This is a genomic window from Derxia lacustris, from assembly GCF_002105195.1.
In the GTDB taxonomy this organism is placed as follows: Bacteria; Pseudomonadota; Gammaproteobacteria; order Burkholderiales; family Burkholderiaceae_E; genus Derxia; species Derxia lacustris.
Map to the genome: position 1 here is coordinate 160,174 of NZ_MUHU01000026.1, position 12,586 is coordinate 172,759.

General features: G+C 62.8%; 12 protein-coding genes. 7 read left to right on the forward strand and 5 right to left on the reverse strand.

What is annotated here, in order from left to right; translation table 11 throughout:
• The first annotated feature begins 20 nt into the window (after positions 1–20).
• The 7 genes from grxC to B9P64_RS18610 all read left to right on the forward strand — a co-directional run bounded on the left by grxC (position 21) and on the right by B9P64_RS18610 (position 7,045).
• The gene (gene grxC / locus B9P64_RS18580; protein ID WP_085317655.1) at positions 21–278 is read left to right on the forward strand and encodes a glutaredoxin 3; all 258 of its coding nucleotides are present in this window, start codon (positions 21–23) and stop codon (positions 276–278) included.
• A gap of 123 nt (positions 279–401) precedes the next feature.
• On the forward strand, positions 402–866 hold the full coding sequence (gene secB / locus B9P64_RS18585; RefSeq protein ID WP_085317715.1) for a protein-export chaperone SecB: 465 nt from the start codon (positions 402–404) through the stop codon (positions 864–866).
• Between the two features lie 21 nt (positions 867–887).
• Complete coding sequence (locus tag B9P64_RS18590) at positions 888–2,012, forward strand: NAD(P)H-dependent glycerol-3-phosphate dehydrogenase (protein WP_328589878.1); 1,125 nt, start codon at positions 888–890, stop codon at positions 2,010–2,012.
• 97 nt (positions 2,013–2,109) lie between these two features.
• Complete coding sequence (locus B9P64_RS18595) at positions 2,110–2,604, forward strand: MarR family winged helix-turn-helix transcriptional regulator (protein ID WP_085317717.1); 495 nt, start codon at positions 2,110–2,112, stop codon at positions 2,602–2,604.
• Positions 2,601–4,064, forward strand: a complete 1,464-nt coding sequence (locus tag B9P64_RS18600) for an efflux transporter outer membrane subunit (RefSeq protein WP_085317657.1) — start codon at positions 2,601–2,603, stop codon at positions 4,062–4,064. Before B9P64_RS18595 ends, B9P64_RS18600 begins: the two co-directional genes overlap by 4 nt.
• Before the next feature lie 8 nt (positions 4,065–4,072).
• A complete protein-coding gene (locus B9P64_RS18605) occupies positions 4,073–5,425 on the forward strand; it encodes an HlyD family secretion protein (RefSeq protein ID WP_085317659.1) in 1,353 nt (450 codons plus the stop codon).
• Between the two features lie 6 nt (positions 5,426–5,431).
• Positions 5,432–7,045 carry a DHA2 family efflux MFS transporter permease subunit gene (locus tag B9P64_RS18610; RefSeq protein WP_085317660.1) on the forward strand — a complete coding sequence of 538 codons (1,614 nt, stop codon included), beginning with the start codon at positions 5,432–5,434 and terminating at the stop codon, positions 7,043–7,045.
• Positions 7,046–7,264: 219 nt separating this feature from the next.
• On the opposite strand, the gene B9P64_RS18615 is transcribed toward B9P64_RS18610, so the two are convergent.
• From B9P64_RS18615 to thiE, 5 genes are all read right to left on the reverse strand, one after another.
• Complete coding sequence (locus B9P64_RS18615; protein ID WP_085317718.1) at positions 7,265–8,950, reverse strand: ATP-binding protein; 1,686 nt, start codon at positions 8,948–8,950, stop codon at positions 7,265–7,267.
• 24 nt (positions 8,951–8,974) lie between these two features.
• On the reverse strand, positions 8,975–9,781 hold the full coding sequence (locus B9P64_RS18620) for a DUF4297 family anti-phage-associated protein (RefSeq protein WP_235840041.1): 807 nt from the start codon (positions 9,779–9,781) through the stop codon (positions 8,975–8,977).
• Positions 9,778–10,185: a hypothetical protein gene (locus B9P64_RS28230; protein WP_235840042.1), complete on the reverse strand. Its 408-nt coding sequence runs from the start codon at positions 10,183–10,185 to the stop codon at positions 9,778–9,780. The genes B9P64_RS18620 and B9P64_RS28230 overlap by 4 nt, the downstream gene beginning before the upstream one ends.
• Before the next feature lie 449 nt (positions 10,186–10,634).
• On the reverse strand, positions 10,635–11,915 hold the full coding sequence (hemL, locus tag B9P64_RS18625; RefSeq protein WP_085317661.1) for a glutamate-1-semialdehyde 2,1-aminomutase: 1,281 nt from the start codon (positions 11,913–11,915) through the stop codon (positions 10,635–10,637).
• Between the two features lie 42 nt (positions 11,916–11,957).
• A complete protein-coding gene (gene thiE / locus B9P64_RS18630) occupies positions 11,958–12,578 on the reverse strand; it encodes a thiamine phosphate synthase (protein WP_407919694.1) in 621 nt (206 codons plus the stop codon).
• Positions 12,579–12,586 lie beyond the last annotated feature (8 nt).

A 12,586-nucleotide genomic window follows, 5' to 3' on the forward strand; every position in this document is an offset into this window, starting at 1 on the left:
ATCACAACAAGGACTCCGCCATGGCCAAGATCGTCATGTACTTCCGCGACAGCTGCCCCTACTGCCGGCGCGCCGAAAGCGTGCTGGTGAAGAAGGGCGTCACCGGCATCGAAAAGCTCTATCCCGACGACGACGACGCGCTCAAGCGCGAAATGGTCGAGCGCACCGGCCGCACGACCGTTCCGCAGATCTTCATCGACGGCAAGCATGTTGGCGGCTGCGACGATCTGCTGTCGCTCGACCGGCGCGGCGGGCTCGATCCGCTGCTTGCCGCCTGAGCCGGCCGCGCGCGGGCTTCGCCCCCGATTTCTGCCGGACTGCGCCGAGCGGCCGCCGTCCGGGTTTCACGCCCGCTCATTTTTCCGCCCTCGCACGGGCGGCAATCCCCACAGGTGCATTTCATGGCTGACCAGCAAGCGCAGGCCCCCGTTTTCAATCTCCAGCGCGTCTATCTGAAGGACGCCTCGCTCGAACTGCCGAACGCGCCGCAGATCTTCCTTGAGCAGGAAGCGCCGGCCGTCGACATCCAGGTGGACGTGGCCAACCAGCCGCTCGCCGCCGGCATCTTCGAGGTCGAAGTCACCGCCACCATCACCACCCGCGTGAAGGACAAGGTGCTGTTCCTGGCCGAAGCCAAGCAGGCCGGCATCTTCCAGATCGAGTCGATCCCCGAAGACCAGCTCGACCCGATCCTCGGCATCCTCTGCGCGTCGATCGTCTACCCCTATCTGCGCGCCAACCTGTCCGACCTCATCACCCGCACCGGCCTGCCGCCCGTGCTGCTGCAGGAAATCAACTTCGAAGCCTTCTACCAGCAGCGCCTCGCGCAGCGTCAGGCCGAAGCCGGCAACGGCACGGTGCAGTAAGTCGAACGGGCGGCGCGGGTCATGACCGGCATTGGCCACGAGCCCGCGCTGCCCGCCAGCGGCACGGCGACGGCGCAGGACCGGCCCGCTCCGGGCGCTGCGCCCGGCTGGCCGGCCGATGTGCCGGTCGGCATGCCGGTTGACGCATCGATCGGAGCACCGGTCGGCGTGCTGGGCGCCGGCAGCTGGGGCACGGCGCTGGCCGCCGCGCTCGCGCGCCAGGGCCGCGATGTGCTCCTGTGGGCACGCGATGCCGAAGCCGCCGCCGCCATGCAGTCCGCGCGCGAGAACGCGCGCTATCTCCCGGGCACGCGGCTGCCCGACCGTCTTGCCATCACCGCCGATTTCGACCGCGCCGCCAGTTGCGGCGTCGTGGTCATCGCCACGCCGGCCGCCGCCTTGCGCGCGACGGCGCAACGGCTCGCGCTCCGGCCGCCGGCCGCCGTGGTCTGGCTCTGCAAGGGCTTTGAAGAAGGCAGCGACCGCCTGCTGCATGAGGTGATGGCCGAAGCGCTGCCCGGCGTGCCGGCCGCCGCGCTCTCCGGCCCGAGCTTCGCGCGCGAAGTGGCGCGCGGCCTGCCCTGCGCCCTGGTGCTCGCGGCCGACGACATCGCCTTCGCCGACCGGCTCGCCGCCGTCTTCCACGGCGACGCGATGCGCATCTACGCCTCCAGCGATCTGGCCGGCGTGGAAGTCTGCGGCGCGATCAAGAACGTGCTGGCGGTCGCCGCCGGCGTGGCCGACGGGCTGGAACTGGGCCTCAATGCGCGCGCCGCGCTCATCACGCGCGGACTGGCCGAGATGACCCGGCTCGGCCTCGCGCTCGGCGCCCGCGCCGACACCTTCATGGGGCTGGCCGGCGTCGGCGACCTCATCCTCACCTGCACCGGCGACCTGTCGCGCAACCGTCGCGTGGGCCTCGCCATCGGGCGCGGCGAGGCGCTGGCCGAGGCGGTCGGCGCGCTCGGTCAGGTGGCCGAGGGCGTGCGCTCGGCGCGCCCGGCGCGCGAACTCGGCCGCCGGCTCGGCGTGGCCCTGCCCATCACCGATGCCGTCTGCCGCGTGCTGTTCGAAGGCACGACGCCGCGCGACGCGCTGCACGAACTGCTGGCGCGCGACCGCGCCCGCGAAGGCTTCGGCGGCTGAACAGACACGTTTGTAACCGGCAGCTTCTGACGCAGCAATTGCTGCCTGAGCAGTGATATACATGGCAGCCATCGTCCTACCGGACCTGAAGGCCGCCATGCCAGACATCGATTTCTATACCGCCGACAACTACGACCCGAGCCAGAGCCTCGGCTTCACGCTGCGCCAGATCGTCGTGTCGATGACGCGCGCCATCGACCAGCGCATGGCCGAGCACGGCATCACCGACGCGCAGTGGAAGCCGCTGCTGCACATCAGCATGGGGCGCGCCAGCACCGCCGCCGAGCTGGCGCGCGAAGGCTGCATCGACACCGGCGCCATCACCCGCTTGCTCGACCGGCTGGAGGCCAAGGGGCTGGTGCTGCGCGTGCGCTCGACCGAGGACCGGCGCGTGGTCAAGCTCGAACTCACGCCCGAAGGCGAGCGGCTCGCGGCGCTGATCCCGCGGGCGCTGTGCGAGGTCATCAACGGCCATCTGGCCGGGTTCAGCCGCGAGGAGCACGACGTGCTGCGCGCGCTGCTGCTGCGCATGCTGGAGAACGGCCAGCGCATGAACGCCAATGCGCCGCGCGGCGAGGAGGAGGACGCATGAACCGGCCGGATTCCATCGCGCCGACGGCGCGCCGGGCTGTCGCCGCGCGGCCCCGGCGCACGACTGCGCTCGCGCTGGCGACCGCGCTCGCGCTGGCCGCCTGCGCCGACATGCAGGGCATCGCACCGAAGGCCGCGTTCACCGATCCCGCTGCGCTCGGCGCCAACAGCGCCGCTGCCGCCACGCCCATCACCTGGCCCGGCGACCACTGGTGGCGCGCCATCGGCGACCCGGCGCTCGACCGCCTGATCGACACCGCGCTTTCCGATTCGCCGTCGCTGCGCATCGCCAGCGCGCGGCTCGATCAGGCGCGCGCCGGCATCGAGACCGCGCGCGCCGCGCTGCTGCCGCGCGTCGACGGCCAGGCCTCGGTGACGCAGCAGCGCTTCAGCGACAACTACATTTATCCCGCGCCGCTGGCCGGCTCGGTCGATGCCGACGCGCTGCTGCGCGTGGGCGGCCAGTGGGAGCTGGACCTGTTCGGCCGCAACCGCGCCGCGCTCGCCGCCGCGCTCGGTCAGGCGCGCGCGGCCGAGGCCGACGTGGCCGCCGCGCGCTGGATCCTGTCGACGCAGATCGCCACCAGCTACGTGGAACTCGCGCGCGACATCGAGCTGCGCGACATCCTCGTCGCCACCCAGGCCCAGCGCGAGCACATCCGCCAGATCGTGTCCGAGCGGGTCGCCGCCGGCCTCGACACGCGGGTCGAGCTGCGTCAGGCCGAAACCACCGTGCCGCAGACCGGCCAGGACATCGCCGCCACCGAGGAGCGCATCGAGCTGGGTCGCCACACGCTGGCCGCGCTGGCCGGCGTCGCGCCGCAGCGGCTGGCCGAACTGGCGCCGCGCCTCGCCGGCCAGCAATTGCTGCCGCCGCCTGCCGTGATCCCGGCCGACCTGCTCGGCCGCCGCGCCGATGTGGTCGGCGCGCGCCGCCGGGTCGAAGCCGCGCTCGCCGGCGTGGACGTGGCGCGCGCCGCCTTCTATCCCAACGTGAATCTGAGCGTGTTCGCCGGCCTGCATGCGCTGGGCCTCGGCGACCTGCTCGACAGCGGCAGCCGCGAATGGGGCGTCGCGCCCGCCATCAGCCTGCCCATCTTCGAGGGCGGCCGGCTGCGCGCCCAGCTCACGGCGCGCTCGGCCGCCGCCGACGAAGCTGTCGAGAGCTACAACCTGGTGCTGACGCTGGCCATCCGCGACGTGGCCAATGCGCTCACCTCGGGCCGCGCCATCGACCGTCAGGCCGAGCAGCAGCGCGCCGCCCAGGCCGCCGCCGAAAGCGCCTATGCGCTGGCCGAACAGCGCTACCGCGCCGGCCTCGGCAGCTTCCTCACGGTGCTCAGCGCCGAAAGCAGCGTGCTCGCCGCACGCCGCGCCGGCACCGAACTGCGCGCCCGCGCGCTTGAAAACCAGATCGGCCTCGTCCGCGCGCTCGGCGGCGGCTACAGCCCTCAATCCTGAGAATCGCCATGGACACCAACAACAACGCTCCCGCCACCGGCCGCCCGGCCGCCGCCCAGGCACCCGCCGCCGGCCCGATGCACAAGCCGCCGTTCAGCCGCGGCAAGGCGCTGCTCGCCGTGGCCGCCGTCGTCGTCATCGGGGCGGCCATCTCCGGCTGGCGCTGGTACGACAACGCGCGCTGGTATGTCGAGACCGACAACGCCTACGTGGCCGGCAACGTGGTGCAGGTCACGCCGCAAGTGGGCGGCACGGTGCTCGCCATCTATGCCGACGACACCGACGTGATCGCCGCCGGCGCGCCGCTCATCAAGCTCGACCCGGCCGATGCGCAAGTCGCGCTCGACCAGGCCGAGGCCCAGCTCGGCCAGACCGTGCGCGAGGTGCGCACCCTGTTTGCCAACGACGCCAGCTACGCCGCGCAGGTCAAGCTGCGCGAAGCCGACGCCCAGCGCGTGCGCGCCGACCTGGCCAAGGCCGAGGACGACCTCAAGCGCCGCGCCGGCCTGACCGCCAGCGGCGCCGTCTCGGGCGAGGAGCTGGAGCACGCGCGCAACGCCGTCGCCAACGCGCGCAGCCAGCTCGCCGCCGCCGAAGCCGCGACCACCGCCGCGCGCGAGCAGCTGCTGGCCAACCAGTCGCTGACGCGCGGCGTCACCGCCACCGACCATCCCAACGTGCTGCGCGCCGGGGCGCGGGTGCGCGAAGCCTGGCTGGCGCTGCATCGCGCGGCGCTGGTCGCGCCGGTCGGCGGGCAGATTGCCAAGCGCAATGTGCAGGTCGGCCAGCGCGTCGCGGCCGGCACGCCGCTGATGTCCATCGTCCCGCTCGATCAGGTCTGGGTCGATGCCAACTTCAAGGAAGTGCAGGTGACCGACATGCGCATCGGCCAGCCGGTCAAGCTCACCTCCGACCTGTACGGCGACAAGGTCGAGTACGACGGCCGCGTGGTGGGCTTTGGCGCCGGCACCGGCGCGGCCTTCTCGCTGCTGCCGGCGCAGAACGCGACCGGCAACTGGATCAAGGTCGTGCAGCGCGTGCCGGTGCGGGTCGCGCTCGACGCGGCCCAGCTCAAGGAACATCCGCTGCGCATCGGCCTGTCGATGGTCGCGACGGTGGATGTGCACGACCAGACCGGCCCGGCGGTGGCCACCGCGCCGCGTCCGGCGTCGCAGGCGCTGACCGCGAGCTACACCGACGCCGCGGCCGAAGCCGACAAGCTGGTCGCGGACATCATCGCCCGCAACCTCGGCGCGGGCGCTCCGGCGCCGGTCGCGGGCAAGCGCGCGGCGGTGGACGTGGCCGGCCAGCGCATTCCGGCGCCGCTCGGTGCCGCCGCTGCCACGCAACGTCACGGCTGAACCGGCATGGCTGCTTCCGATTCCGCACTGCCGGCCGGGGCCGGCGCGCCGCCCGCCCCGGCGCCGGCCGCGCCACCCGCCGCGCATCCGCCGCTCGAAGGCGCGACCCGCGTCATCGGCACCATCGTGCTGGCGACCGCCACCTTCATGAACGTGCTCGACACCTCGATCGCCAACGTCGCCATCCCGACGATTGCGGGCGATCTGGGCGTCAGCGCCAACCAGGGCACCTGGGTCATCACGAGCTTTGGCGTCGCCAATGCCATCACGGTGCCGATCACCGGCTGGCTCACCCAGCGCATCGGCGCGGTCAAGCTGTTCGTGGCCAGCGTGCTGCTGTTCGTGCTCACGTCCTGGCTTTGCGGCGTGGCGCCCAACATCGGCATGCTGATCTTCTTCCGCGTTCTGCAGGGCGCAGTCGCGGGTCCGATGATTCCGCTGTCGCAGACGCTGCTGCTGTCGAGCTTTCCCAAGGCCAAGGCCGGGCTGGCGCTCGCGCTGTGGTCGATGACGACGCTGGTCGCGCCGGTGATCGGCCCGCTGCTCGGCGGCTGGATCACCGACAACATCAGCTGGCCGTGGATCTTCTACATCAACGTGCCGGTCGGCATCGTCGCGGCCGCCGGCACCTGGGCCATCTACCGCAAGCGCGAAACGCCCACGCGCAAGCTGCCCATCGACAGCATCGGTCTCGCGCTGCTCGTGCTCTGGGTCGGCTGCCTGCAAGTCGCGCTCGACAAGGGCAAGGAGCTCGACTGGTTCGAGTCGCCGCTGATCGTGGGCCTGCTGCTGATTGCGGTGGTCGGGCTGGTCGTGTTCCTGATCTGGGAGCTGACCGAGAAGCATCCGGTGGTCGATCTGTCGCTGTTCACGCGGCGCAATTTCTGGACTGCCACGGTCACGCTGTCGGTGTCGTTCGGGCTCTACTTCGGCAACGTGGTGCTGCTGCCGCTGTGGTTGCAGCAGTACATGGGCTACACCGCGACGATGGCCGGCATGGCGCTGGCGCCCGTCGGCTTGGCGGCGGTGCTGCTGTCGCCGGTGGTCGGGCTGACCATCCACCGCGTCGACACGCGGCTCTACTCGACGCTGGCGCTGCTGGTGTTCGCGCTCGTGTTCTGGATGCGCTCGCGCTACACGACCGACATCGGCATGGCGTCCATCGTCATCCCGACGCTGATCCAGGGCATCGCGATGGCCTTCTTCTTCATCCCGCTGGTATCGGCGGCGCTGTCGGGGCTGCCGCCCGAGCGCATCCCGGCGGCGTCGGGGCTATCGAACTTCTGCCGGATTCTGGCCGGCTCGTTCGGCACCTCGATCTCGACCACGCTGTGGGACAACCGCATGACGCTGCATCACGCGCAACTGGTCGAGCACATGACCAACGCCGATCCGGCGGCGCTGCGCACCTTCGAGGCGCTGCGCGGCACGGGGATGACGGCGGAGCAGGGGACTGCGGTGGTGAACCGGATGATCGACACGCAAGCCGCGATGTTGGGCGTGAACGATGTGTTCTGGGGCTCGGCGGTGCTGTTCGTGGCGATGATCGGGTTGGTCTGGGTGGCCAAGCCGGCGAAGAAGGGCGGGGCGGGGGGGGCGGAGGCGGCTGGGGCGCATTAACAAAGATATTTGTTATTAGTTGGCAATTTAGAGCACTGAATCTTTTGCCGTAAGTCACTAATTCGCGTGACTTTCTAAGTTGGAAGATTTTTGTTCCATTGTCTGAGTAATAACGGTTTGTCTGGGACTGCCGAATCGAATCCATTTGGAATCGATTCGGTCGCTGATGCACTAAAAAAGATGTTGGCTATTAACTATCCCATCTGAATCTTTGGGCCTTTATTTATACCATTCTCTTTTTATATCTGTGAAGTCAATCTCCTTCCATTCCTCTTTCCAAAGTTCCCAGTAAGGAATGTCATTGGAAGAAGGTGCGTTGCCACACGGATCAATTTGCACGATCGTTGGCAAGACAACTGATTCGCCGACAAGAAGGGCTTCGCCTTGTCGAAACGATGTCATCTTTTCAGCTAGTGATCCAAGTGAATCTGGAAGCAGTTTTCTTACGTATCCTTGATCAATGGGATTGGTAAGTCGCATGGCAATAAAATTGTTGCATTGTGAAAAAATGGTCTCTGATATCTCTGAGGGGCGTTGGCTTGCGAGTAATAAAGTAATGCCATACTTACGACCCTCCTTGGCAATTCTTTCAATTGCCACTTTCGAAGATCTGTATTTCGATAGTTCGCTGTTGGGGGCGTATTTGTGAGCTTCTTCATATACAAGTAAAATCGGAGCGTTGTTGTTGATTGTTTCGCTGGGATTTTGTGAGCAGCGTGAGCGCTTGTAGATGTAGCCATATTCAAATATCAAGCGCGATATCAGAGATACCGTAATGCTCAGCACTTCAAACGGTACTCCGCTTAAATCAATCACCGTTACATTGGACATGCTGCCGGGTTTGTAGCCCATTAGCATTTGGAGCGTTTGTTCAAAGGTAATGCTCCTTGATTGTTCGCCTAGAAAAAATTCAAGCCTTCTATCATTAATTTTATTTTCTAGTCGACTTACGTAGTTGGTGAGTTTCCCATGCAGGCTCCCTTGGGTAAGTCTAGGTTGTCCGGCCTTTTCTTTATTGCTGTTGGCATATACTTCGCCAGTATCAATCATTTCTGTATTTTTGGCTTTGGCATACTCAAGTACTTTATTAATATCAAATAGAAGTGGTGTGTCTAAATGGATTTTTTGCTTTTCAGCATATGAGCCGGTGAATTTTTCTCGGCGATCTAAAATAATCGCCTCTTTGAATATATTTCTTTGGTTATGGTCATTTGCCTCTGTGTCTAAAAAAAACTCTTCCAGTTCTTCGCTGTTTAGCATCCAGTATGGGAGTGTCAGGCTAGAGGTGTCGATGTAAGTCGCATCCGGAAATGCGGATTTGTATTCTGAGTGAATGTCAAAAACAATTATATGAGAATTATTGAGTGAAAATCCTTCGCCTTTTTCTTTGACTGCATTTTGAATAATTGTAGCGAGCGTGTGTGATTTGCCAGATCCCGTCGATCCAACAATTGCAATATGTTTATTAAAAAACTTGTTTCCGTCGATCGGGACGGCAACTTCTCTGTTGGAAGATAATTTGGAAAAGCAAAATTTCTTGTTTGAATCAACTGACCCGTCGTATATTTGCTTAATGTCGTCGATTGTTGCTGGCTCCACTTTTTTGGGGGGGGTGGCAAGTGAATCTCCGCCGCGCTCAAACTTCCCATTTCTCAGAATGCCGAGTGGAAAGGCTTCAATTATGTGCTCGCGCTTTCCTTTTTCGTTAACGGAAATTTGAAAATTTTCAATAATTGCGATGAGAACTGCATTCTCGTTATCGGCGATCTTTAAGTGAGATCCAACCTTTAAAGACTCCTCGGCGATTTTAAAATCTTCTAAATCGTCTACAACAATACGGACACTGTCTGGAAAGACAGCAATTACTTGTGCGTTAATGCTATCGTCTTGGCTTGCGAGAGTCATGTTGGCTTCCGAGTAGTTTCAGATTCAGATAATCGTTTTGATATCAAGTGGGCTTTCCACTTGAATCTTCACGTGATGAACTGCAGTATCGTCGAAGACGAAGTAAGCAGTGTTTAGGTAAAATTGATAAACTTTTCTTGTTTTATTGATTGATGTCACAGTCGCGCGTAATGCGTCGAGTGAATTAAGAATCTTAAGTCGAATCTTATTTCCTGGCGTTGCTTGTTGTGCGATTGTCTTTGAATCGAAATTTGCACCTTGAAAATTGTGCCCGTCAATAATTCGAAATTCTTCTGTTTGCAGTTCATTTTTAAGCTCAACTAATTCGCTGTCAGTAAGCCCATGAACATATACGTATGGACAAAAAGGAGTTGGCTCCCGCTTTGTAAGCTTTGACCATTTCATTGAGGTAATAAAAAGTAGCTCTTTTAGATTTGCTCTATCGTAAGATTTACTATCGATCTCAAAGAGAAAAAAGCGCTCAAACGGAGAGATGTTTAGAAGAGTGAAGTATTCTTGGCGAAGATTGGCGTAATGTGCTTTCTTGCCTTTCTTTTGGATCAGCCATTCATCAAAAAGAACATTGGTTTTATTGATTTTTCTTAAAAACTCTGCTTTTGTGATTCTTCTATCGGCGGCTGCCGATTTGATTGCTATCTCTCTGATTGCCGCGAGTGCGCTGTTGTAAAAAAAGTACTCGGCGCTGGCTTGTCTGCAATTAAAATGAGTTTTTAGATGCTGCAAAACTAGATTAAATTGCGAGTCAAAATCAACCGCGCGAACATTTATTGTTAGGCGCCGTAGGAATTCTAAGACGTCGGTGTTGCTCAACCCAAGTTCGATGTCGTGATGGCGAACGATTCCATCTTTTTTGTATGTAAAAAATTTTGCTTCAGAAAATCAACGTCGATTTTGCCATCCAGTTTTTCTTGGCCCCCTGCAAAGTGGCCCTGAATGATATATGCTACTTTTGGTTTAATCCCGTCAAGAACTTCTTTAAAGTGCGATAGCATATACATCACTGCTTCTTTGATCACTGAATGGTTGTATTCTGTTTTTGCGTAATATTTGCATTGAGTTGCTGTAGTTTCGTTTGCGGATCGAATGTCGATATCCTCTATGCATTCAATTTCAATTGAGTCGTCGGGATTCGGGAGTGTGACGATGCTTAATATGGATAAATCAAATTGATAAAAATACCCTCGAATCGTATCAACTGCGCTTCTGTTGGACATTGTGTCTCCAATGTGTGGCGAATATGGTAAGCCCCGATGTCGAGGGGCGGGCGAGCGCTGACGGGTTGTGTATCGGCGAGACAACCTTGCAATTCATTCGCAAGATGCTGTTGGCGCTGTGGGCCAACATTAGGCTGGGTTACCGATTCTAATATTATGACTATGGCGTTGTCGTATCGGCGTCGAAAAATACGATATCGTGTGCACGATTGTGGGGTTCGTCAAGTTTAAGATGGAATGTAATTCACTATATTTATAGTGTCTAAATTTGCTAGTGGGGCGATTTAACTATATTTTTATTAAGGCAGGGCCACTGATCGCAATATATGTAATTTGTTGAAGTCTTAAGCCATAAAAATGCAAATGCGTACAAATGACTTTCGTTGAAAAATACAGTATTGCGGATCGATTTTGGCGATACGCAATACTTGAATTAATTACCTTGCCGCTTAAGCCACCGCCTTGAACGCCCCCGCCGCCTTCACCAGCGTCTCCGCCACCACCGCGTCATCGTGCGCGGCGCTCACAAACCCCGCCTCATACGCCGACGGCGCCAGATACACGCCGCGATCCAGCATCGCGTGGAAGAACTTCTTGAACCGTTCCACATCCGCCGTGTGCACTTCGCTCAGCGTGCCGGGCAGGCCGTCGCGGAAGTAGAAGCCGAACATCCCGCCCACGCTGTCCACCGCCAGCGGCAGCCCGGCGCTCTCGGCCGCAGCCTTGAAGCCGGCCATCAGCCTGGCGGTCTGCGCGCCGAGCCGCTCGTGAAAGCCCGGCTCCTGGATCAGCTTGAGCGTGCTCAGCCCCGCCGCGACCGCCACCGGATTGCCCGACAGCGTGCCGGCCTGATAGACCGGGCCTTCCGGCGCCAGAAACTTCATCACGTCGGCGCGACCGCCGAAGGCCGCGACCGGCAGCCCGCCGCCGATCACCTTGCCCAGCACCGTCAGGTCGGGCGCGATGCCGTAGAGCGACTGCGCGCCGCCGAGCGCCACGCGAAAGCCCGTCATCACCTCGTCCCAGATCAGCACCGCGCCGTGCTGGGTGCACAGCTCGCGCAGGCGGGCGTGCCATTGCGGCGTGCCGCGCACGAAGTTCATGTTGCCGGCGATGGGCTCGACGATGACGCAGGCGATTTCGCTGCCGAGCCTGGCGAAGCATTCGTCGATGGCGTCGATGTCGTTGTAGTCGAGCACCAGGGTGTGCGCGGCAAAGTCGGCCGGCACGCCGGCGCTGGTCGGGTTGCCGAAGGTGAGCAGGCCGCTGCCGGCCTTCACCAGCAGTGAGTCGGCGTGGCCGTGGTAGCAGCCGTCGAACTTGACGATGCGGGTGCGGCCGGTGGCGCCGCGCGCGAGGCGGATGGCGCTCATCGCGGCTTCGGTGCCGCTCGACACGAAGCGGATCTTTTCGAGCGAGGGCACGAGCTTCATCACCTCTTCGGCGATGACGATTTCGGCTTCGGTCGGGGCGCCGTAGCCCAGGCCCTCGGCGGCGGCGCGCTGCACGGCTTCGACCACCGTGGGGTGGGCGTGGCCGAGGATCATCGGGCCCCAGGAGCCGACGTAGTCGATGTATTCGCTGCCGTCGGCGTCCCACAGCCGGGCGCCGGCGCCGCGTTCAAAAAAGCGCGGCGTGCCGCCGACCTGGCGGAAGGCGCGGACCGGCGAGTTGACGCCGCCGGGAATGCTGCGCTGGGCGCGCGCAAAGAGTTCGTCGTTCCTGCTCATGAGGAGTCTCCGTGAAGGCTTGAGGGGAGGGCGGCCGGCGCGTCAGCGCCAGAGCTGCGCGTATTGGCTGGCGCGCGCGGCGATGTCGGGCGCGCGGAACAGGTCGGTGACCACGGCAAGCGCGTCGGCGCCGGCGGCGATGACTTCGCCGGCATTGACCAGCGTGATGCCGCCGATGGCGACCAGCGGCAGGCCGAGCGCGCGCGCTTCATCGAACAGCGCGAGCGGTGCGCGCACGGCGGCGGGCTTGGTCGGCGACGGGAAGACCGCGCCGAAGGCGAGGTAGTCGGCGCCCGCTGCGGCGGCGGCGCGGGCGCGCTCGGGCTCGGCATAGCAGCTGGCGCCGATCAGCAGGCGCGGCTGCGCGGCGCGCAGCGCGGCGATGGGGCCGTCGTCGCGGCCGAGGTGCACGCCGTCGGCGCCGACCGCGAGGGCCAGTTCGGCGTCGTCGTTGACGAAGAAGAGGGCGCCGGCGTGGCGGCAGGCGGCGGCGAGCGCGTGGGCATCGGCGAGCCGCTGGGCGGCGTCGTCATGCTTGGCGCGGTATTGCACGAGCGCGGCGCCACCGGCCACGGCGGCGGCGGTGGCGGTCACCAGCGCCGGGCCGCGCAGGTCTTCGGGCGTGATGGCGTAGAGGCCGCGCAGCGCGCGGCGCGCGGCGATGCGCAGCT